Annotated in this window: 20 protein-coding genes and 3 pseudogenes; 11 read left to right on the forward strand and 12 right to left on the reverse strand. The window is 68.8% G+C overall.

Going from position 1 to position 21,127, the window contains the following annotated elements:
* Nucleotides 1–57: 57 nt before the first annotated feature.
* Entirely contained in the window at nt 58–570 is a 513-nt protein-coding gene (locus tag OG252_RS50010) for a transposase family protein (protein ID WP_443068472.1), read from the forward strand.
* A gap of 84 nt (nt 571–654) precedes the next feature.
* On the opposite strand, the gene OG252_RS50015 is transcribed toward OG252_RS50010, so the two are convergent.
* Nucleotides 655–1,242, reverse strand: a complete 588-nt coding sequence (locus OG252_RS50015; RefSeq protein WP_329344843.1) for a dihydrofolate reductase family protein — start codon at nt 1,240–1,242, stop codon at nt 655–657.
* 152 nt (nt 1,243–1,394) lie between these two features.
* Between OG252_RS50015 and OG252_RS50020 the strand changes: the two genes are divergently transcribed.
* Both OG252_RS50020 and OG252_RS50025 read left to right on the forward strand, forming a co-directional pair.
* A complete protein-coding gene (locus OG252_RS50020) occupies nt 1,395–2,405 on the forward strand; it encodes a sigma-70 family RNA polymerase sigma factor (RefSeq protein WP_329344845.1) in 1,011 nt (336 codons plus the stop codon).
* Between the two features lie 206 nt (nt 2,406–2,611).
* Nucleotides 2,612–3,402, forward strand: a protein-coding gene (locus OG252_RS50025) for an IS5 family transposase (RefSeq protein WP_443068476.1) whose coding sequence is annotated in 2 segments (ribosomal slippage) — nt 2,612–2,942 and nt 2,942–3,402 — 792 coding nt in all. Because the reading frame shifts where the segments join, the coding sequence is not laid out codon by codon here.
* A gap of 181 nt (nt 3,403–3,583) precedes the next feature.
* Here OG252_RS50025 and OG252_RS50030 read toward each other — a convergent pair.
* Both OG252_RS50030 and OG252_RS50035 read right to left on the reverse strand, forming a co-directional pair.
* Entirely contained in the window at nt 3,584–3,931 is a 348-nt protein-coding gene (locus OG252_RS50030; RefSeq protein WP_266447189.1) for a transposase, read from the reverse strand.
* A gap of 131 nt (nt 3,932–4,062) precedes the next feature.
* The gene (locus OG252_RS50035; RefSeq protein ID WP_266447192.1) at nt 4,063–4,470 is read right to left on the reverse strand and encodes a RidA family protein; all 408 of its coding nucleotides are present in this window, start codon (nt 4,468–4,470) and stop codon (nt 4,063–4,065) included.
* 145 nt (nt 4,471–4,615) lie between these two features.
* Here OG252_RS50035 and OG252_RS50040 point away from each other — a divergent pair.
* Nucleotides 4,616–4,909, forward strand: a pseudogene (locus OG252_RS50040) (winged helix-turn-helix transcriptional regulator); the annotation flags it as partial.
* A gap of 86 nt (nt 4,910–4,995) precedes the next feature.
* On the opposite strand, the gene OG252_RS50045 reads toward OG252_RS50040, so the two are convergent.
* From OG252_RS50045 to OG252_RS50060, 4 genes and pseudogenes are all read right to left on the reverse strand, one after another.
* The gene (locus tag OG252_RS50045) at nt 4,996–5,448 is read right to left on the reverse strand and encodes a hypothetical protein (RefSeq protein WP_266447194.1); all 453 of its coding nucleotides are present in this window, start codon (nt 5,446–5,448) and stop codon (nt 4,996–4,998) included.
* A gap of 55 nt (nt 5,449–5,503) precedes the next feature.
* A pseudogene (locus OG252_RS50050) lies at nt 5,504–6,690 on the reverse strand (IS110 family transposase).
* A 202-nt stretch (nt 6,691–6,892) separates the two neighbouring features.
* Nucleotides 6,893–7,111 (reverse strand): annotated as a pseudogene (locus tag OG252_RS50055) (transposase); the annotation flags it as partial.
* Between the two features lie 62 nt (nt 7,112–7,173).
* Entirely contained in the window at nt 7,174–8,091 is a 918-nt protein-coding gene (locus tag OG252_RS50060) for an NADPH-dependent F420 reductase (protein ID WP_329345428.1), read from the reverse strand.
* Between the two features lie 739 nt (nt 8,092–8,830).
* Here OG252_RS50060 and OG252_RS50065 point away from each other — a divergent pair.
* Nucleotides 8,831–9,367 (forward strand): DinB family protein, encoded by a 537-nt coding sequence (locus OG252_RS50065; protein ID WP_329344848.1) that lies wholly within the window; start codon nt 8,831–8,833, stop codon nt 9,365–9,367.
* A gap of 490 nt (nt 9,368–9,857) precedes the next feature.
* On the opposite strand, the gene OG252_RS50070 is transcribed toward OG252_RS50065, so the two are convergent.
* The 3 genes from OG252_RS50070 to OG252_RS50085 form a co-directional block, all read right to left on the reverse strand.
* Nucleotides 9,858–10,268: a carboxylesterase family protein gene (locus OG252_RS50070; RefSeq protein WP_329345429.1), complete on the reverse strand. Its 411-nt coding sequence runs from the start codon at nt 10,266–10,268 to the stop codon at nt 9,858–9,860.
* Complete coding sequence (locus OG252_RS50075) at nt 10,168–10,395, reverse strand: carboxylesterase family protein (RefSeq protein ID WP_329345430.1); 228 nt, start codon at nt 10,393–10,395, stop codon at nt 10,168–10,170. Before OG252_RS50075 ends, OG252_RS50070 begins: the two co-directional genes overlap by 101 nt.
* A 155-nt stretch (nt 10,396–10,550) precedes the next feature.
* Nucleotides 10,551–11,171 carry a TetR/AcrR family transcriptional regulator gene (locus OG252_RS50085; RefSeq protein ID WP_329344850.1) on the reverse strand — a complete coding sequence of 207 codons (621 nt, stop codon included), beginning with the start codon at nt 11,169–11,171 and terminating at the stop codon, nt 10,551–10,553.
* 207 nt (nt 11,172–11,378) lie between these two features.
* Between OG252_RS50085 and OG252_RS50090 the strand changes: the two genes are divergently transcribed.
* A complete protein-coding gene (locus tag OG252_RS50090) occupies nt 11,379–11,612 on the forward strand; it encodes a hypothetical protein (protein WP_329344852.1) in 234 nt (77 codons plus the stop codon).
* Nucleotides 11,600–12,337, forward strand: a complete 738-nt coding sequence (locus OG252_RS50095; protein WP_329344853.1) for a phosphopantetheine-binding protein — start codon at nt 11,600–11,602, stop codon at nt 12,335–12,337. Before OG252_RS50090 ends, OG252_RS50095 begins: the two co-directional genes overlap by 13 nt.
* A 22-nt stretch (nt 12,338–12,359) precedes the next feature.
* Here the strand turns inward: OG252_RS50095 and OG252_RS50100 are convergent, their stop codons facing one another.
* Nucleotides 12,360–13,808 carry a DHA2 family efflux MFS transporter permease subunit gene (locus OG252_RS50100; protein ID WP_329344854.1) on the reverse strand — a complete coding sequence of 483 codons (1,449 nt, stop codon included), beginning with the start codon at nt 13,806–13,808 and terminating at the stop codon, nt 12,360–12,362.
* Nucleotides 13,809–14,032: 224 nt separating this feature from the next.
* On the opposite strand from OG252_RS50100, the gene OG252_RS50105 reads away from it, so the two are divergent.
* Nucleotides 14,033–15,523 (forward strand): alpha/beta fold hydrolase, encoded by a 1,491-nt coding sequence (locus OG252_RS50105; RefSeq protein ID WP_329344855.1) that lies wholly within the window; start codon nt 14,033–14,035, stop codon nt 15,521–15,523.
* Here the strand turns inward: OG252_RS50105 and OG252_RS50110 are convergent.
* Nucleotides 15,509–16,387 carry an alpha/beta fold hydrolase gene (locus tag OG252_RS50110; protein WP_329344856.1) on the reverse strand — a complete coding sequence of 293 codons (879 nt, stop codon included), beginning with the start codon at nt 16,385–16,387 and terminating at the stop codon, nt 15,509–15,511. The genes OG252_RS50105 and OG252_RS50110 overlap by 15 nt on opposite strands.
* 113 nt (nt 16,388–16,500) lie before the next feature.
* On the opposite strand from OG252_RS50110, the gene OG252_RS50115 reads away from it, so the two are divergent.
* Genes OG252_RS50115 through OG252_RS50125 form a run of 3 tightly spaced genes read left to right on the forward strand, consistent with a single transcriptional unit; the run spans nt 16,501 to nt 20,709 of the window.
* The gene (locus OG252_RS50115) at nt 16,501–18,456 is read left to right on the forward strand and encodes an AfsR/SARP family transcriptional regulator (protein WP_329344857.1); all 1,956 of its coding nucleotides are present in this window, start codon (nt 16,501–16,503) and stop codon (nt 18,454–18,456) included.
* A 50-nt stretch (nt 18,457–18,506) separates the two neighbouring features.
* The gene (locus OG252_RS50120; RefSeq protein WP_329344858.1) at nt 18,507–19,082 is read left to right on the forward strand and encodes an IS607 family transposase; all 576 of its coding nucleotides are present in this window, start codon (nt 18,507–18,509) and stop codon (nt 19,080–19,082) included.
* Nucleotides 19,075–20,709, forward strand: a complete 1,635-nt coding sequence (locus OG252_RS50125) for a transposase (protein ID WP_329344859.1) — start codon at nt 19,075–19,077, stop codon at nt 20,707–20,709. Before OG252_RS50120 ends, OG252_RS50125 begins: the two co-directional genes overlap by 8 nt.
* Nucleotides 20,710–21,127 lie beyond the last annotated feature (418 nt).

Genomic DNA, 21,127 nt, shown 5'->3' on the forward strand with positions numbered 1-21,127 from the left:
CACCGCCGCCGCCTCGAACCACGCCGCGGGGCTACCAGGGCGAGGGAAGTATCGCCGGTGAACGGTCTTCAAGAGTCCTCCGCACCGCGGCCGACCGCCTCGGTATCCAGATGCGGTCGGCCTGGCGGTACCTCGAGGTGGCCGCGCTCGCCGCTCGCCTCGCCGACAACTCCGAAGTCGAAGACCGCCACTGGAGCCGGGACGTCATTTCCACTCCTGCCCGCCACCCTCCTGTGGGCTTCACAGGCCCTTGCCGGTGCCGTCCATAGTGTCCGGGCCGTACGCGAGCACGGCATCATCGGCGCTCTCGCCGAGGCCGGCATCAACTGCTGGGCGGAGTTACCGGGGCGCAGGCGGCACGGTCCGTCCCCCTTACCGCGGCCGATGGGACAGCTTTCCGCCGGTCAGCGGGCCGTCAACCGGTCCCATGCGAAGGTCCGGGCACTGGTCGAACAAGCCATCGCCACCCTCAAATCCTGGCAGCTCCCGCGCAAGCTCCGCTGCTCGACAACCCCGGTCACGAGCCTCGTCCAAGCCGTCCTCACCCTCCATCCGGCCAGCTCAGACTGAGGATCTGAGGATGGAAAAGGCTCACTCATGATCTTCGAAGGTGCGGAGGAAGCTGTGTCCATGCGGTCACAGCATCTCGGCGCTTCAGGCGGGCTCGGCGTCTCGGACGGGCTGGTAGGTGAGGAAGGCGAGGCCGTCACCGATGACGCGCGCGCCAAGGAGTCGCAGGGGCTTCTTGTCACTCGTCTCGCCGAAGAGGCGTTCGCCGTCCCCGAGCACGACCGGGAAGACGACCAGTCGCAGCTCGTCGACCAGGTCGTACTCCATCAGTGCGCGCACAAGCTGGTAGCTGGCGTAGACGAGGATTTGCCCGTCGAGCTTCAGCTTCAGTTTCGAGACCTCGTCCACCACGTCGCCTTTCAGCACGGTCGCGTTGCTCCACGTGGGCTCTTCGAGGGTGGAGGACACGACGTACTTGGGCATGCTGTTCAACCTGTCCGCCCACTCGCCCTTCCGGGATGACCACCGCGAGGCGAACCACTCCTCGCTCCGCCGGCCCAGGAGCAAGGCCTCTGCGTCCAGCGCCTCATCGGTCTCGAGCTTGGCCCACACTTCGAGGTCCTTGCCGCCAAACTGACCGAACCAGCCGCCCAGCCTGAAGCCCTGCTGACCGTCCGGGTCCTGGACGACTCCATCGAGCGAGACATTCGTGGTGATCACGATCTTTCCCATGGTGGTTCTCCTTGGTCGGCGTTGTCAGCTACCAGTGAGGTAGACACCGCGGCGTCGGGAAAGGGGCGCCCGCTGACCGCCTCTTTCGTACTCTGGCCGGTGTCAGTACACGAGGGAAGCGCCACAAGGTCCGGGAAGAAGGTGACGCGAGGGTGGCAACCGGTGATCTGATGTCCAGGGCGCGGTCCGGGGACGGCGAGGCGTTCCGGGAGCTGACCGAGCCGTACCGCCGGGAGCTGCAGGTGCACTGCTACCGGATGCTCGGATCGTTCCAGGACGCCGAAGACGTCCTCCAGGACACGCTGTTGGCCGCCTGGCAGGGCTTCGCCGGGTTCGAGGGACGCGCCTCGCTGCGTACCTGGCTGTATCGGATCGCCACCAACCGGTGCCTCAACGCGCGCCGGTCGGCCGGCCGACGCCAGGCCAAGGAGTGGGACGTGCCCAATGTTGAACCGCCCGAGCCGACCCGGCTCGGCGAAGTCGTCTGGCTCGAGCCAATTCCCGACGCCCTCCTCGAAGGTGTCATTGACGCGCCGCTCGGCCCGGAGGCCCGTTACGAGCAGAGGGAATCCATCTCCCTTGCCTTCGTGACCGCCCTCCAGATCCTGCCGCCGCGACAGCTGGCCGTGCTCATCCTGCGCGACGTCCTCGGATTCCACGCCAATGAGGTGGCCGACATGCTGGACTCGAGCGTCGAGTCGGTCAAAGGCGCCCTCAAACGGGCGCGCGCCGGCCTCCAGCACCGGCGCCCCACGAGCGACGACCGTGAACAGTCGCCCGCCTCCGACTTGCTCTCCGAGGATGCGATTGTGGCGGCATTCGTCCGCGCGTGGGAGTGTGCCGACGTCGACGCACTGGTGGCCCTCCTCACCGACGACGTCTTCATTTCGATGCCCCCTATGCCCTTCGAATACCAGGGCAGGGATGTCGTGGCCCGCTTCTGCACCGGCATCTTCCGCGCAGGTCGCAGGTTTGACCTCGTCCCAACACGAGCCAACGGTCAGCCGGCGTTCGGCGCCTACCTGCGCGGCCCCAACGGCATCAGCCATGGGACCGGCCTCTACGTCCTCACCCTCACCGGTGACCGGATCTGCGCCATGACCCGCTTCGAAAACAGCGTCCTCCCATCGTTCGGGCTACCGCGATCACTCCCAATCCGATAGCCAGCTCCCCAGCGGATCAGCTGAGCGACCACCGGCACGCTGTTCCCGCCGGCCGAGGCCAGCATCATCGCCCGCCGGTAGCGCACTGAACTGGTTGCCCCGGCGCAGGATCTGCTAAGAGGTCCTAACAGAAGCTGTTGATTATGTGACTGTCGGTCTGGTTGCTCGTTGGTGTTGTCGTGGGAAAGAGGGAGTCGCGTCCGTGGATCGTCTCGGACGAACTGTGGTCGCTCATCGAGCCGTTGCTGCCCCGGCCGGGCCCGAAGCTGGTGGAGGGCCGGCCACGGATTCCGGACCGGCAGGCGCTGTGCGGGATCCTGTTCGTGCTGCACACCGGCATCCAGTGGGAGTACCTGCCCCAGGAGTTGGGCTTCGGTTCGGGGATGACTTGCTGGCGGCGGCTGGCCGCATGGAACGAGGCCAGCGTGTGGGACGAACTGCACCTGGTGCTGCTGAAGAAACTGCGGGCCGCGAACAAGCTGGACTGGTCGCGGGCGGTGATCGACTCCTCGCACGTGCGGGCGGCTCGGCGCGGCCCAAAAGCGGTCCCAGCCCGGTCGACCGCGCACGGCCGGGCAGCAAGCACCACGTCCTCACCGACGGCCAGGGCATCCCGCTCGCGGTGTCGCTGACCGGCGGGAACCGCAACGACGTCACGCAGCTGCTGCCCCTGCTGGACAAGGTTCCACCCGTGGCGGGCGCGGTCGGCCGGCCCCGACGCCGCCCCGACGCGCTCCTGGCCGACCGCGGCTACGACCACGACAAGTACCGCCGCCTGCTCCGGGCACGCGGGATCCGCCCGGTCATCGCCGAACGGGGAGAAGAACACGGCAGCGGCCTGGGCACCTTCCGTTACGTGGTCGAGCGCACGATCGCCTGGCTGCACGGCTTCCGCCGCCTGCGGATCCGCTGGGAACGACGCGACGACATCCACGAAGCCTTCCTCGGCCTCGCCACCTGCCTCATCACCCACAGACACGTCCAACGCCTTTGTTAGGACCTCTAAGCCGCTGCCCGTCCTCATCGGTCAACCTGCGCACTCGCACGGGCTGTGCCACCGCGCCGACGGCGTAGCAGTGGAGATGCGAGCAGCAACGGCGAACCTTCCCGGTCACAGCACCAGCTCTGTAATCCCACTGCGTACCGACCATGCGGTCATGTACCGCGGGATGGTGTAGTCACGGCAGCTGTTTCGGATCCGGTTGTGGGGTGATCTGCGGTTCGGGTTCGATTGGCTTGGTGGTGAAGACCTCGGCCATGGAGGCTTCGGAGAGGTAGCGGCGGTCGAAGACCTGCCACTCGTCGTGGACTTCGGCCAGCACCCGGCGGCGAACCGGTTCAGGGCGGCGGGGTTGGGGAGGACCTGGACGACGTCGGCCCGCCGTTTGATCTCCGGGGTTCAACCGCTCCAGCGGATTCGTCGACCAGATCTTCTTCCAGTGCGTCGGCGGGAAGTCCGCGAATGACGGGCCAGACCCTTCATCCCCTGGAACCGACCTGGGCAGAGACCTGCTGTAGATCGGCATGCAGGCGCAGCCGTACGCCTGGCCCGGGGGCCAGGCGCAGTCCGGAGCCTCCACCAGACTCGGGGCGGTTCAGTCTGGCCACTGGGCGCCGTAGTTGGCCGTTCCGGTGCTCAGTGAGCGGCGGGCATCTTTCAGTCGAGGATCGCGGTGGCTTCGATCTCGACCAGGTGGTCGGGGACGTCCAGTGCCGCAACGCCTATGAGCGTGCTGGGCGGGGCCGGGGTGACCCCCAGCTTCGCGGCTGCGCGGGAGATGCCTTCCAGGAGCGGCGGCATCTTGTCCGGGGTCCAGTCGACGACGTAGAAGGTCAGCTTCGCCACGTCGTCGAAGGAGCCGCCGATCTCGGCCAGGGCGGTGCCGACGTTGAGGTAACTCTGCTCGACCTGGGCAGCGAGGTCGCCTTCGCCGATCGTGACACCATCGGCGTCCCATGCCACCTGCCCGGCGATGAAGACCAGTCTCGATCCGGATGCGATCGACACCTGCCGATAGACATCGATCTTGGGCAATCCGCTGGGGTTTACGAAAGTGATGGCCATGTTGCCTGTCTCCTTGTCCTGAGCGCCTGCGAGCCTCGCGTCCGGGCCGACCCAAGACGCCTTTGGTCTCTTGTGGTTACTAAGGCACCGTAGGAGACTTGCGGCTGCCGTGGAAGAACGCACTTTTCAGTGACTGGAGAACCTAATGGTGACCAAGCAGTTCACAGGCCTGCCCAGGACGCAGTCCTAGCGCGTGCGGACTCCTTGGCGAGGAAGATCTTCTCCGACGTCGCCAACAAGTCGGCGTTCCTGACCGTCGAAGGCCTCGGTGATCGCACCCTGCGCTTCAGTGAGCTACGGAACGAGATCGAGGGCGTCAGCCACAAAATGCCCCCTCGCTGAGCCGGGCCAGGTTCTTCGCGCGGCAGCCGACGGGATGTGCGGCTGGACCCGCCGGTACCTCGGTCACATCGAGGCCGCCCGGCGACACTTTGACGCCTCACTTCCGCGGCCGACTGGGATGCCCAGAGTGGCTTCCCAATGGAGAAGTCAAGCTGCGTCAAGGGGTAGAAACCAGTTCCGCGATCAGTCGAACCAGACCACGAGTCGCACGTGTTCTGGGCCATGCAGCTCGCCAAGCGTCCGCATCACGTCCCAGACCGGAGCCCAGTGGGTCTCGTCACCGGCGACCGTCCTTCGGCTGAGCGTGCCGGACCGATCTGTCTCGTCCCAGTTGGCGGCTGCCAACTCGGCCCAGCTGATCCATGTCGTTCCGTGCGCGTCCTGTGGCCCGCCCCACGCGTTGAACGCGTCCCGCAGTCCGTCCGAGGCGTCCTCCGGCAGACCGCGGTCCTCGGTCAGCGGCTGGAACCCGAAGGAGTTGCGGACGCCGAAGAGGCAGGCGAGGGCGTCGTAGGCGTTGCCCGTGTTGAGGAGGAAGAGGTCAATGGCGGCGTGCCATACCGCGTCCTCGTCGTCCTCTCCCCAGATCAGGGCCAAGGGGCGGCACTCGATCATTCCGCTCACGTCGGTGGACATGTCCGCAGTCTGCCGAGAGGGGACAAGGCTCGTCGCCTGGATTTCGATGCAGAGCCTAACCGGTGGGCCGGGGTGGGGCGGCCTCGTAGAGTCGACCGTCGCGGATCAGGGCCCACAGGACGTTGACTCTGCGGCGGGCGAGGGCGATCACGGCCTGGGTATGGCGTTTGCCCTCGGCGCGCTTGCGGTCGTAAAACGCCCGCGAGTTGGGGTCGTAGCGCACGCTCGTCAGGGCGGACATGTAGAAGACGCGCTGAAGACCCCGGTGATAGTGGCGCGGCCGGTGCAGGTTGCCGTTCCGCTTCCCGGAATCGTGCGGTGCCGGAGCCAGGCCGGCGAACGCCGCGAGCCCGTCCGGACTGGTGAAGTCCGCCAGGTCGTTGCCCACCGCGGCGAGGAACTCCGCACCCAGCAGCGGACCGATGCCGGGCATGCTGGCCACGATCTCGGCGAGCTCGTGCGTGCGGAACCTGGCCTCGATGAGCCGGTCGACCTCGGCGACCTTGTCGTTCAGGGTCTCGACCTCCTGGGCGAGCGTCCGAACGAGCTGGGCGATCACCGCCTCGCCGGGAACGGAGGTGTGCTGCCGCTCTGCGGCCTCCACGGCCTTCATCGCAAGCTCCTCTGGGCTGCGGACGCCACGCGTGCGCAGGCAGCGGGTGAGCCGCGCGGTCCCGAGGCGCCGGAGGCTGCCGGCGTCTGATAGCCGGCCAGCAGGACGAGTGGTCCGGCGCTGGTCAGGACGAGCGCGCGTTCCAGCGCAGGGAACATGCCGGTCAAGGCGGAGCGCAGCCGGTTGATGGACCGGGTTCGGTCGCGAACGAGGTCCGTGCGGCGGTTCGTCAGGAGCCGGAGTTCGATGGTGGCCTCATCGTCGGGCCGGAGTTCCTGGAGGTCACGGCGGATCCGAGCCTGGTCAGCAATGACGAGCGCGTCGCGGGCGTCGGTCTTGCCTTCACCCCGGTAGCCGTCGCTGGCCCGGTTGACCACGCGGCCGGGTATGTAGAGGACTTCCTGCTCGTGGTTGACGAGCAGGGCGAGTAAGAGGGCGGGTTCACCGCCGGCCATGTCCACTGCCCAGGTCACCTGGTCGCCGAGGGCGAGTACGGAGGAGAGGAGCTTGAGGAGCTCCGGCTCGTCGTTGGCGACGCGGCGGGAGAGCAGCGTTTCGCCGCTTTCGTTGAGTACCAGGCAGTGGTGGTGGGTCTTGCCGCTGTCGATGCCAGCCCAGATCCGGTTCATCGTGCTCCAGACGATCGTCCCTGCAGGGTCTATGCCACAGACGACCTCGCCGGCATGGCCTTACACAGCGATCTTGCTCGCACTTCCCAATCTGGCGGCCGGGTCGTCGTGGGGCGCCGAGCGGCCAAGCCACTGCAGCCACGGACGGCAGCCAACTAAGAGCCACACCCGGCACCCCTGGGCGGCCCAACCACACGAAGGGCTCGACCATCCCGTCCCTGGAACGTAAGGCCAACTGGTGCACTGTCTTCCACGTCCGGAACCGGGAAGGCAGCTCCCGCCATGGCAGACCCGTCCGCTGCCGGAACAGGAGCCCGTTGATCACCCGGCGGTGGCACTGCCATCGGCCACCGCGGCCGGCGTTCTTCGGCAGGTGAGGTTCCGGCCGAGCCCATTCGTCATCAGAAAGATCACCCCGCCCGCCCCTACGACGAAAGGCAACGACCGGCCGTCCGGCGGGTTACCCGACCCCTCGGACAGGTCCTAGGCAGAGGGGCGGGTGACCACGTTGATGTTGAATGTGTGAGAACCCAGACCGTTGGCGATGCCCATGAAGAGCAGGGCGAAGTGCTCCTGTCCACGTGCGGTGGTGATGCCGCCGATGTCCAGCTGGGACGATGGGGGCCAGCCGAGGTCGGTGAGCAGTCGGCCGGTGGTCCGTTTGGCTTCGGCGTCGTTGCCGGAGAGGAAGACGGTGCTCGGGACGTCCAGGCCGTGCGGGGCGATCATCACGGTGGAGTCCATGGTGCACAACGTCTTGACGACGGGGGTGCGGGGGAAGGCTTCCTGGATCTGTTCACCCAGGCTGCTGTTGGGGTGTGAGAGTTGGGTGAAGTCGTCGGAGAGGCCGACACCGACATCGATCAGCAAGGTGCCGGCCAGCGCCGGTGCTCCGATGGAGTGCAGCAGTTCCATGGAGACAGTCCCCGGGGTGGCGTTGACGAGTACCTCCGCGTGGGCGGCTGTCTCGTTCAGGCTTGCCACGGGGAGGCCGAGGTCTGCCCGTTCTTTGGGCTGACGTGAACCGAGGAGCACGTCGTGCCCTGCGGCGCTCCAGCCGTGGGCCAGTGCTCGGGCGACGTTGCCGGTGCCAAGTAGTCCTAAGCGCATGGTGGGGACGCTAGCGGTTGTCGGGGCGCGGCGGATCGGACCTCGGGTCCGGGTGGACCGGCACCAAAGTCCTAGTTCGGTGGTCGCCGCGCCGCTCACTACGACACAACCGCCAGCTCCCACTTGGGCAGCTGTCCCCCTCGCATCGCTCCTGATACAGGCGTGCCAGTTTGACGACAACTCCTGGAGGCCCGCGGTCGCCCATCGTGCGGGTCGGCGTGTGCGGGTGGTTCGCACTGCCGGCCTGGGGGACCCAGCCCGCGGTAGGGAGGATCCGTCGTATCCGGTCATGTCGCCGGGGGCGGTGGTGGGTGTCAGACGTTGCACAACCCGGGTCCTTGAGGTCAATGGTTGATCTCTGCGCGTCCTGTGCCTTACGGGTGGTGGCGTCTTGGTTCGTGCAGTGCTGTGAGGCGACGTGGTCGAGCCTGCCGCCGCCGCTGTTGATTGCTGAGTACTGGGTGCGTGCGGCGTCGATGGCCTTGTGCTTGTGCGTGACGGCGTCGGGGGTGGCTGCGGCGTGTGCCCGCAGCAGCTTGGCGTGCACGCCTCCGGCGGGATGCCGGCGGCGACGGTGTCGTCTTTCTGCTCCTCGGTGTGCTCCTCTCCGCCAGGACCTCGACGCCGTCACCGCCAGACTGACCCTCGCGTGGAGCTCCGGGTCGTCGAAGGTCACGTGAACCGGGTGAGAACACTCAAGTGAGCCATGTACGGCCGAGTCTCATTCGAACTCCTCCGGGCCCGTAACCTCACCCAACTGTGAACCTCTCGGAAGTGCGAGTCGTTCTGACCAGCGGTTGCGTGATGGTCACGGCCGAGGTGTGATCGGGCCCGGCCTCAAAGAGGCGACGCTTCGCGGAGACCCGATCACGACCACTCCGGTTTGACCAGGCGATGAGTTTCGATGCGAAAGAGGGTCTTCCTGGGCGGACGCGCTTGACGGGGGGTGGCAGTAGGGAGCCCGCCGCCCATCCCCGGAGTCATGCGTCTGCACTTGACCAAGCCGGTTGACGAGTAGGGAGCCCCCAGCGTGGACGACATCGTGGTTCAGAAGATCGTTCGGCCCGAGCGCGTGGTGGCGGGCCCGTGGCTGGAGGTGATCGCTTCGAATCTCGACTACCACCGTGCCACCTTCCTGTGGAAGTGTGAGGGCCTGTCGGAGGCCCAGCTGCGGCAACGGCCCGTGCAGTCATCAGCGTTGACCCTGCTGGGGCTCATGCGCCATCTGCAGGGCGTCGAGCGGGCTTGGTTCCAGCGGACGCTGGCGGCCACAACCCCACAGTTCTTCCCCTATCAGACCTACGTCAACGTTGCCGGTGACGAGTGGTACGACGAGTCGGACCCTACGCCGGCCGGGGACGTCTACGAGGACTATCTGAAGGCGTGCGAGGAGTCGCGGCAGGTGTTCGCACGGGTGACCGACGATCCTGCACGCCTCGTGCCGAACCCGGAATTCGGCGACGCCGATGTCCGGTTCGTCCTTGAGCACGTGATCGAGGAGTACGCCCGCCACGTCGGCCACGCGGACCTCCTCCGTGAAGCCATCGACGGTGCTGTCGGCGAGTAACTCGCCCTCTCGCCACCATGCGTCGAGATCCGACGTCACGCGAAGTCGGTACAGCCTGTGGCCAGCTGGATGCCGTAGGGGGCGACGGGGCCGTGGCGTAGCCATCACGCAACCGCGGCCAGAGCCTCGGAAACGGCCACCCCTGCTCGCCCTCGTCACTTTGGTTGCGGGCTCGACCAGGGGGGGCGGCCGGGTTTGGGAGGGTCGCAGACTGTCGGGTGTGGCTGTGGGCCATCGCGCGGTGATGCTTGTCGAGCGTCCTTGACGGGTGGCGTTCGTGCACGCTTGGGGGCGTCGACCAGTGGCGTTCGCTTGCGGCGGTGAAGCCTTGTGGAGATCACTTCTTGGGGGCGTTCCCCGCGTGTGGGCGCGGGGAACGGGTGCGGGTCAGGGGGTGGCGGCGGCGTCCCAGAGGTCGCATTTGTGTGCGGCCCGGGTATCCGACGTTGTGGTGTTGGCGTTCTGTGAGGCGGTCCGTAGCTGAAGCACTTCACCAGGCGTCGAGGTCTGGTCCGGCATGGCGGGCTGGCCGGGGGCGGTTGGGGCTGAGCCGTGGATGAAGGAGCCCCAGTAGGCGGTTCTGGCCGGCCAGGGTGCGTGTTTCGGTGGTGAGGCGGGCGCTGATGCCGTATGGCTTGAACAGGTAGTTCAGTTCGGCCGCGTGCGTCGCGCCGAAGTCGAAGTGGGTGTTGTGCGGCAGGGAGGCGAACAGCGGGGAGTCGGCGAACTCGTAGGCGTAAACCTGCCCGCGGTTGGCCAGGCGCGCGCTGGTACGCAGTGCGGGGCAGGCGAAGAGCTGGTCACCGAAGGCCGCGGCATAGGCGCAGCCGGGCGCTGGTAGGCACGGAGCGGGTGGCGCGTCCGCCTTGGCGCCGGTGGCGTCGCCGAAGGCGGACGTCAGAGCCTTGGGGCAGGCGTCGGAGGTCAGGGGAGGCGAGCAGGGCGCAGACCGCGCTGCCGCGGGCCGACTCGCCGGCCAGGGTGACCTGCCGCGGGTCACCGCCGAAGGCTGCGGGACCACCGATCAGCCGCCATGATCCAACTCGCCGCCATCAACCTCATGACCCGCCGCCCCACCCACGAGACCACGAGCAACTGGCGTGACAGCTGAGCCAAATGAAACGGACGACGGAGAACCAAACGTTCACTGAGTGCGGTTCGAGATCGGGGCGGGCCGGGATGTTCACGGGCGAAGGAGTGGGAGGAAGACGCCGTCGACGATCTCTTCCAGCGTCTCCTCCGGTACGGGCGCCTGCGTGCGGAAGAGTTCGTGGCGTACCAGATCGACCGGCAGCGAGGCCACGCGGGACGTGATGCGGTCGAGTTCCACCTCACCGCGCTCGTCGGCGCGCTCCAGGATGGACATCATGGTCTCCGCTCCGAAGAACTGTTCCCGCAGATAGCCCGCCACCTCCGGACTGCGGAAGTACTCGGCCAGCAAGCCCAGGACGATCTCGCGCTCCGCGCCCTCGAAGCGCCTGGACATCCTGCGCAGCAGCAGGAGTACGTCCTCACGGAGCGATCCGCTGTCCGGCACCTCGTCCGCGAACGATCCCTCCCGCCGGATGGCGGCGATGACCAGGGCCACCCTGTTCGGCCACCGCCGGTAGAGCACGGCCTTGCTGGTACCCGCCCGGTCCGCGATCCCCTCCATGGTCAGCCCGGCCATGCCCACGGCGTTCACCTCGTCCCAGGCGGCCTTGAGGATGGCCGCCTCCAGTGCCGCGCCACGTCGTCGGGATGCCTTCGCCCGGCCGGAGGCGGCGGCCGGGATCCCGCTGACGTCACTTCTCGCCGTTGCCATGTGTGCTCCTTCAACAACATCGCGTATGCCTTCGACGGCACCCCAAGCTATTTTAGAAACGTAGAGTATCTAATAGTGGCGACCTCTTCTGCATCGCCTTCCACCACCTCGTCTACGACATCATCTCCGCGACCCGCATCCTCGAGGAACTGGTGGCGGCCTACAACCGCCTGGGTCGCCGGCGCGCCGGTGCCGCCTGAACTGCTCGTGCGCCTTTCCCCGTACACGGAGCCGGAACCGACACCGGAGAGCCTGGAGTTCTGGCGCGACCGGATGACCGGCTTCGACCCGTCCGGGCCGGCTCTGTGGTGCGGCACTCCCGACACGGGGGAGACCACACTGGTCGGTGACCAGATCACGCGGGTGCTGTCGGACAGGGCGCGGACCACGGTGCGGCGCCTGCAGGGTGAACTCCGGGCGCCTGAGCGGTGGTCCTGCTGACGGCGTACCACAACCGGCCTGAGCTGACGGATGAGCGCTTCGGAGCGCACGCCGTGCACGGCCGCTACTACCGGACCGGCGACCTGGGGCGGTGGCGGGCCGACGGGACAGTGGAGCTGTTCGGCAGGGCGGACCGGCAGGTCAAGCTGCGCGGCAATCGCATCGAACTGGGTGAGGTCGAGGCCATCCTGCTCGGACATCCGCTGGTCCGGGCGGCGGCGGTCGTCGTGGTCGGCGACCGCAGCGCCGGCGCGCACCTGGTCGCTTTCGTGGAGACCACCGAAGAGCGGGACGTGGCGGACGACCTGTGGACCTACGCCCGGGCCGAACTGCCGAGGGCCGCGCTGCCGCAGGACTTCGTCGTCCTGGACGCCCTGCCGGTCAGTGTCAACGAGAAGGCCGATTACGTCGCGCTGGAGGCACTGGCCGCGGGCGGACGTACGGCGGTGCGGACGCCGGGAACAGCCGCGCAAGAGGTGGCCGACGACGCGGTGCGGGGCCTGGTGGAGCTGTGGCGCGAGCTGCTCGACCGGGACGACGTCGGTCCGGAAACCAACTTCTTCGCCCACGGTGGGCACTCGCTGCTGGGTGCCCAGTTGCTCCAGCGGCTCGAACAGAGCACCGGCGTGACGCTGAAACTGGCCGATCTGTTCGCGGCACCCACGCCGGCCGCGCTCGCCGAGAGTATCCGCACGGCCGCGCTCCCGCGGGTGGCCGCTTCCTGAACGCCGAGGGCTGCGCAGGCGGTCACTTCTTGGGGACGGGCCGGCCGCCCGTCCCCGAAGCCGCAGCTTTCTCCGCGGGCGGGCCCGTCCTGCGGGACGGCAGAAGCAGTGCCGGGACCAGGGCCAGGACGCTGAAGCCCGTCACCCACCAGAACGTCGTCCCGAACCCGGCGGCCCGGTCGCCGGGTTCGCTGCCCGACGTCGCGTGCTCCAGGATCACCACCAGCGCGGCCGTCCCGAACGAACCGCCAAGCTGCTGCATGATGCGGATCACGGTGGTCGCGTTCGGGATGTCGTCCTGGGTCAGGTCGACGTAGGCCCCGGTCACGATGGCCACCGTCGCCGCGCCGAGCCCGGCGCCGCGGACGACCAGGGCGATGCCGAGGTACCACTCGTTGGTGTCCGTGCCGACCTGGGTGTATGCCAGGGTGCCCAGCAGCGCGAGCAGCATGCCGGACACGATGATCGGCTTCGCTCCGATCCGGTCGGTGAGACCGCCCGCCCAGCGGGTGAGAAGTGCGCCGAGGCCCTGGGGAGCCAGCAGGAGACCGGCGGTCAACGCCGTGTCTCCTCGCACCTGCTGGTAGTACAGGGGCAGCAGCAGGATCGCGCCGTACAACGAGAAGCCGGCGAGGAAGAGCAGCACCGCGCTCATCGAGAACGACCGCACCCGGAAGAGGCGCACATCCAGAACGGCGTCCCGCCTGCGCAGGCTGTACAGCAGGAAGGCCGTCAGGAGCACCAGGCCGCCGATCAGCGGCACGATCGCCTGAGCCCTCCCGAACCCGCCGTACCGCCCGACCTCCGTGAGGCCGTAGACGACGCCGGCCAGCGCCGGTGACAGCAGGGCGATGCCCACGACGTCCAGGCGCTTGCCGGTCCGTGCCTCCTGGGCGGGCAGGTGACGCCAGGCGAGCAGCAGCGCGATCAGGCACAGGGGCACGTTGACGTAGAAGATCCAGCGCCAGCTGGTGTTGCTGACGATGAGGCCGCCGAGCACCGGCCCGAGGATGGGCGCGACGACCGCGGCCAGGGTGACCACGGTCAGGATGCGGCCCAGCCGGCGCGGTCCCGCGGAGCGGACCAGCATGATCTGCAGGACGGGCTGCATGAAACCACCCGCGATGCCCTGCAGCACGCGGATGACGATGAGGCTCTCGATGTTCCAGGCCGCTCCGGCCGCCGCCGAGGTGACCATGAACAGGGCCAGCGACCACATCCAGACCCGCTTGGCGCCGAACCGGTCCGCGGCCCATCCGGTGGCCGGAATCGACATGGCGAAGGCCAGCAGGTAGCCGGTACTGACCCACTGCACCGTGGTCACCGTGCTGTCGAGCTGTCGGCTGAGCCCGTCGAGGGCGACGTTGACGATCGTGGTGTCGAGCAGCGGCGCCAGGCCGCCGACCACGAGGATGCCGGCGAGCTTGAGCAGCGCCGGATCGAGACGGTCCTTGGACCGGGCTTCCGACATGTGGCGAATCCCTCGATAGGAAACGGTCCGTATCTAATCTAGGGAACTCAGCGTATCTAATCTTTCGGGTGTCGTGAAGTCGTCCAGTCTCCGGACTGGTCCCGCCTTAGGGCGGGTTTGGCGACGGTCGCGACGATGACGCGACCCCACCCCTCCGGAGGCGGCAAGTGCTTGAGAAGCGACTCGAGGTCCCGTCGACCCAGCGACACCAAACGGGCAGGCTCATGCCCTACCTCTCCGTACGGCCGGCCACCGACGCCCGTCCACGGCTGTTCTGCTTCCCCCACGCGGGAGGTTCCGCGTCCGTCTTCACCGTGCTGCGCAACGTCCTGGCGGACCGGGTCAACGTCGTACCGGTGCAACTGCCGGGCCGCGAGCGGCGACTGCGCGATCCGCTGCCCATGGACATGGCCGCGCTCGTGGCGGACCTCGACACCCAACTCGACCCGTATCTCGACCGTCCGTACGCCCTCTACGGCCACAGCATGGGTGCCCTCGTCGCCCACGATCTCGCGGTCCGGCGGGCCCAACGCGGGGCCAGTACGCCGCGTCGGCTGCTCACCGGCGCGTGCCGCGCACTCCACCTGCCGGCCGCCTTCGCCGCCGCGCACGCGCAGCCCGACCGGGTGCTGCGCGAGCAGATGCTCTCGTGCGGCGGTCTGTCCGAGGACATGCTCGCCTACCCCGACTGGGTCGAGGCCGCGCTCACCCTCACCCGAGGGGATCTGCGCCTGTGCGCGAGCAGGGTGCACACGCCGGCCGGTCCCATGCCATGGCCGGTCGAGGCGTTCCACGGTGCCGGCGACCCACTGGTCGCCGAGCGCGAGGCGGCCGCCTGGGCCGAGCACAGCAACGGGGAGTTCGGTCTGCACAGGCTGCCGGGGGGGGGGTCACTTCTTCCTGGTCGACGCGGCGAGCCGGCGGTTCGCGGCCCGCGTCGGAGCAGCCGTGTTGCGGCCCGTCGCACGGGAGGGGAGCAATCGATGAGCGCACTGGAGATCGCCGTCGTCGGACTGGCCTGCCGACTGCCCGGCGCGCCGGATCCGCAGAGCTTCTGGCGGGTGCTGCGCGACCGTGTGGACGCCGTCACCGAGGCACCCCCGGGTCGTTGGGACAGAGATCTGCTGCCGCACCGGTTCGGCGGATTCCTCGACGAAGTGGACGGCTTCGACGCGGAGTTCTTCGGAGTGTCGCCCCGCGAGGCGGTCACGATGGACCCGCAGGGGGCGCCCTCATGCCCGGGGTTCGCGGGCATCGTGCCCGGTTCACTGCGCGGCAGCCGCGCCGGTGTGTTCGCCGGTGCCATCTGGGACGACTACGCGGCATTGATGAGCCGGCACGACATCGAGGCGATCGACCGGCACACCCTCACCGGATCGCAGCGCAGCATCATCGCCAACCGGGTGCCCCATCTGCTCGGCCTGCGCGGACCGAGCCTGGCGGTGGACACGGGCCAGTCCTCCTCGCTGGCCGCCGTGCACATGGCGTGCGAAAGCCTCATCCGGGGCGAGTCCACCGGCGCGAGCCGTAGGAATCCCTCCTCGTTCACGAGAGGGAGGAGTCAACGACCCCACAAGACCCCGCCTGGCTGCTCCCGGCGGATGTGCGTCGAGCGCGCGAGTGCAGAGGTACGCCAGGGGCGCCCACTCCAGCTATACACCGGCCGCCGCGGGGTTCATGATCAATCGCGGGGGAGTCCGTCAGCGGGCCAGTAGGTCCTGGATCGCCGCCGTGATCTCCTCGGGTGCCTCCTCGGCCATGAAGTGCCCCGCTCGGGTCAGCCGGTGGTCCAGGTCCGGCGCCCACGCCTTCCACACCGCGGCAGCGTCGTAGCCCAGCTGCGAACCCCAGTCCTGCTGGACGACCGTCACAGGCATGGCCAGCTGCGACCCGGCGTCCAGGTCCGCTTGGTCGTGCGTGACGTCGATGCCCGCCGAGGCCCGGTAGTCCGCGACGATCGACGTCACCGCCGCGGCGCCCGCCCGCAGGTACTCGGCACGCACATCCTCCGGCATGGCGGTCGGGTCGTTGGCCCAGGCGTCGAGGAACGAGCCGAAGAACGCGTCCGCGCTGTTGGCGATCATCACCTCCGGCAGGCCTGGCGGCTGCGCCATGAGGAAGAGGTGGTAACCGACCGCCGCCGAGGCGCCGTGCAGGACGTTCCACATGTCGAGCGTCGGCACGATGTCGAGGATGCCCAGGTGCGTGATGGTCTCAGGATGGTCCAGCCCCGCCCGGAACGCGACCAGGGCGCCCCGGTCGTGGCCGACGAGGGCGAAGCGCTCGTGGCCGAGGGCCGCCGCCAGGGTCACGACGTCGCCGGCCATGGTGCGCTTGGCGTACACATCGGGACCGGTGACCGCCGGCTTGTCGCTGGCGCCGTAGCCCCGCAGGTCAGGACAGATCACCGTGTGCTCGTCGGCGAGCCGCTCGGCGACATGTCGCCACATCAGGTGGGTCTGAGGGAAACCGTGCAGCAGCACGACCGGACTGCCGCTGCCGCCGACAGCGGCAGCCAGCTCCACACCGTCCGCAACGGACAGGCGGATGTGATCGAAGCCGGGAATGGTGAGCGTCATGAAGGGCCGTCTTTTCGGGTGGGGGACTGGACCGGATCAGACTGGGCGACGGCGATCAGCAGCCGATCAGTACGGTTGGGCGCAGCCGACCCCTTGCACAGAGGATGGGGGGCATGCGAATCGACGTGCTCGGTGCCGTGCGGGCCTTCCGCGACGACGGCAGTCCGGTTGACCTGGGCGGACCCCGCCATCGCGAGGTACTCGCCCGGCTCGTCGCCGCCGAGGGACGGATGGTCACCACCGACCGCCTTGTCGACGACCTGTGGACCGACCCACCGGCCCGCGCCGTGGGCGCTTTGCATACGTTCGTCGCCGCGCTGCGCCGCGCCCTCGAACCCGACCGGCCGCCCCGCGATCCGCCGCGCGTACTCGTCACCGAAGGCCCCGGCTACGCGTTGCGCCTGCCGCGCGAGGACGTGGACGTCCATCGGTTCCAGGACACCCTGGCCCGAGCCCGGCGCAACCCCGACGCGGTGACCGACCTCGGCACGGTACTCACGGACTGGCGTGGACCCGCCTACGCCGATGTGACCGGCTCCGCATGGGCGCAGCGCGAGCGGACCCGACTGGAGGAGCTGAGGTTGGAGGGGGCGGAACTGCGCGCCCGCATCCTCCTCGACTCCGGGGAAGGGGCCGATCTCGTCGCCGAACTGGGTGCCCACGTCGACGAACATCCGTGGCGCGAGCCGGCCTGGGGGCTGCTTGCCCGCGCGCTCCACCGCGCGGGCCGCCAGGCCGACGCGCTGGCCACCCTCCGCCGCGCCCGCGCGATGCTCGTTGATCAACTCGGGCTCGACCCTGGTGCCGACCTCCAACGCCTGGAGACGGACATCCTCAACGGGTACGTGCCCCCCGCAGGCGCACGTACCGCGTGGACCGGCCATGGTGTCCGTCTCGGCCCGCGCACCACCGTGGATCTGGCCCGCACCCTCGCACTGGCGGGTGGCGACGCCCTCGTCCACTCGCGGCGCGACCGCCTCGCCGCCGTCCAGGCGGCGGAACGCACGGGAGACCTCTCCCTGACCGCCCGGATCATCGGCGCCTACGACGTGCCCGCCATCTGGAGCCGGGCCGACGACCCCGAGCAGTCCCGCGCCGTCGTCGCGGCTGCCGAGCGCACGCTCACCGCACTCGGCCCCAACGGCCCCGCCGACCTGCCCGCCCGCCTCCTGGCCACGGTCGCCGTCGAGAGCCGCAGCGCCGATCTGTCCAGGACCGAGCTGCAGCGCGCGCAGCAGGCGGCACAGCAGGCCGAGGCGCTGGCACGGGACCTGGCCGATCCCGCCCTGCTGGCGTTCGCCCTCAACGGGGTGTTCCTGCAGTCCTTCACCCGCCCCGGGCTCGCGGCGGTACGGGACCGGATCGGCGCCGAGATCCTCGACCTGGCCACCCGGCACGAGCTGCCGAACTTCGCCGTCCTCGGCCGGCTCGTCCGCCTGCAATCCGCCTCGGCCCTCGGCGACCTCAACGCCGCAACCTCGCACGCCAAGGCAGCCGAACAGCTCGCCGCCACCATCGAGGCGCCCCTCGTCTTGGTCCTCACCGAGTGGTTCCGGGCACGGGCCACGGCCGCCCGCAGCGCCGAACCCGGCGGACCGACCGCTGCCACGGCCGCAGCCCACTACCGCGCTGCCGAGGACGCCCTCCAAACGGCCGGAATGCCGGGGCTGCACCGCGGCCTGTTCCCGCTCGCCCTACTGGGGCTGCGCCTGTTGCACGACCGGCCCGCGCCCACCGATCCCCACCTCGACTGGGGCCCATACCGACCCTGGGCGCGACCCCTCGTGCTGCTCGCCCAGGACCGAGTCGAGGAGGCCCGTGCCGCCCTCAACGCGGTGCCCGAACCACCGCATGACCACATGCAGGAGGCGCTGTGGTGCCTGACCGCCCGCGCCGCCGTACGCCTCGGCGAGCGCGGAATCGCCGCACGCGCCGAGGCCGCCCTGCGCAACGCCCGTGCCGAACACGCCGGCGCCGCCAGCGGAATGCTGACGCTGGGCCCGGTGGCGCGCTACCTGGCTGAGGCGAAGGCATGCGCCCGAGCGGGGTTGGGAACTGTTTACGACTAAGTCAACTCTAGTGTGTGTTAGAGCCTCTGAGTTGGTGTTATGGTCACTGTATGAACCTCAAGGAATGGGCGATCGCGAACGGAGTGCATCCGCACACTGCGTATCGCTGGTTCCGTGAGGGGACGTTGCCGGTACCGGCTCAGCGGGTTGGTCCGCGCACGATCCTGGTGAACATCGACGCGAACACAGCGCCCGAAGCTGTGGGCGGGCTGGGGCTGTACGCCCGTGTCTCCTCCCACGACCAGAAATCCGACCTCGAACGCCAGGTAGCCCGGCTGTCCGAGTGGGCGGCCAAGACCGGCAACAAGGTGGTTCGGGTCGAGTCCGAGGTCGCCTCGGGCATGAACGGCGCCCGGTCGAAGGCGAAGCGTCTGCTGGCCGACCCGGCGGTAACCACAGTCGTGGTCGAGCACAAAGACCGGCTCGGGCGGATGAACGTCGAACTCGTCGAAGCGGCCCTGTCCGCGACCGGCCGTCGCCTGGTCGTGCTCAATGACGGCGAGGTCGAAGACGATCTGGTGCGGGACATGGTGGAGGTGCTGACCTCTTTCTGTGCACGCCTGTACGGGCGCCGGTCGGCGAAGAATCGGGCCCGTAAGGCGCTGGAGGCCGCCGAGCATGGCTGACTCCAAGCTGCGGCCGATCGCCGCGCCGTTCGTCGCGCTCGGCCCCACCGGTGTGGCTGTACGCGACCGGCTCAAGGTCCTCACGCCGGAGGACGAGAAGGTGTTGCGCCTGGTGGGCGCTCATCTCGGCTCGCTGGCATCGCATGATCTCAAGGCGCGGTGCGCTGACGGGCTGGAGCATGACAGCGACACGTGGGCGTCCCGGAAGCGTGACCTGACGGCCGAGTCGTCGTCCAGGTGGGCCGGGTCGATCACGAAAGCCACGCATGATCAGTGGGCGTTGTCGCGGCGCTGTCAGCTCGCCCACATCCAGTCCCTCGAAGCCGGTATCAAGACGATCGCGCACCGGTTGTCCCAGCCCATCGGGGAGAAGGGCACCAAGCGGGCGCCGGGCGGCTACCGGTCCAAGCAGGAGTGGCACGCCAAGACACGCCGCTTGGCGACGCTTAAGGACCGCCTGGAGCGGGAGCGGACGGACCGCGAGGCCGGCGTCGTGCATGTGGTGCGAGGTGGCAAGCGCCTGGCCCGCAACCGCCACAACCTCGAAGCCGCCCAGATCACCGAGACCCAATGGCGCGAACGCTGGGAGGCTGAGCGCTGGTTCCTCGCTGCTGACGGCGAGTCCGGCAAGCGTTTCGGCAACGAGACCATCCGCGTCAGCCCCGAGGGCGAAGTCTCGGTCAAGCTCCCGGCCCCGCTCGCCGAGTACGCGAACGCCAAGCACGGCCGGTACGTCCTCGCTGCGAAGGTCTCCTTCCCGCACCGGGGCACCGAGTGGGCCGACCGTGTGGAAGCCAACCGGGCTGTGGCCTACCGCATCCACCTGGACGTTGCTCGCGGACGCTGGTACCTGACCGCCTCGTGGACGTTCCCCATCACGCGGACGATCCCGTTCGATGCCGCACTCGCTCATGGCGTGATCGGGGTGGACACCAACGCCGACCACCTCGCCGCCTGGCGGCTCGACATCCACGGCAACCCGTGCGGTGAGCCCCGCCGCTTCTTTTACGACCTGCCCGGCACCGCCCAGCACCGCGACGCACAAGTCCGCCACGCGCTGTCGCGGCTGCTGAACTGGGCTCGGTCCTGGGGCGTCAAAGCGATCGCAGTCGAAGACCTCGACTTCCAGGCCGAGAAGACCCGCGAGAAACACGGTCGCAAGCACCGCTTCCGGCAGCTCATCTCCGCCATGCCCACCGGACGCCTCCGCGCCAGGCTCACCTCCATGGCCGACCAGACCGGTATCGCGATCATCGCCGTCGATCCGGCGTACACCTCGAAGTGGGGCGCGCAGCACTGGCAAAAGCCCCTCACCGGCAAGACTCGCATGACGACCCGTCACGATGCGGCGAGCATCGCGATCGGGCGACGCGCCCAAGGGCACCCGATCCGGCGACGGATGACACCGCCCCCACACGACCAGAGCGATTGCGTGGGGCATCGGACCGTCCAGGCCGACTCGGAGGCCCCGGGGCGTGAGGAACCCCGCCCCCGCGTACCCGGACCACGCACCAGATGCGTGCCGCCGGACGCGGCGAGAACGCGGGCGACCAGGACACCCAAAACCGTTCGGGATGTCCGCAGTGACCAGGTATGGGTCCAAGACTCACTCCTGCTCACTGATTAGGAACGGTAAGCGACCGCACCACGCGAACTTGGAGCTCGTGCGCGCCCGCCCCACGGCCCCGGCGTACTTAGGTCTCCAGGGCTCAGAGGGCGTCCATCGCTGCCGCCAGGCGGTCGGTGACGGTCTCGGCGTCGGCCGCCGTCGAGTCCTGGAAGAACGGTCTGTGCCACCCCGAGGCTCACGAACTCCTCAAAGTCGTCCCCACCCCTTGCCAAGGCCGCCCGGTTAACCCGTCTACAGCTGCAGCCAGCGCTCAAGCGCGCCGGCCGAAAGCGTGGCATCGAAGCCGAAGCCGAAGCCGAAGCCGAAGCCGAAGCCGAAGCCGAAGCTGAGCGGCTCCGCGAAGTCCTCCGCGCCGACTGCGCTCCATCAGCCACCGCTCGTCGAGGACGCCCTTGGTCAGCAGATGCTCGCACTG

The sequence above is a fragment of the Streptomyces sp. NBC_01352 genome (assembly GCF_036237295.1).
GTDB lineage: Bacteria > Actinomycetota > Actinomycetes > Streptomycetales > Streptomycetaceae > Streptomyces > Streptomyces plumbiresistens.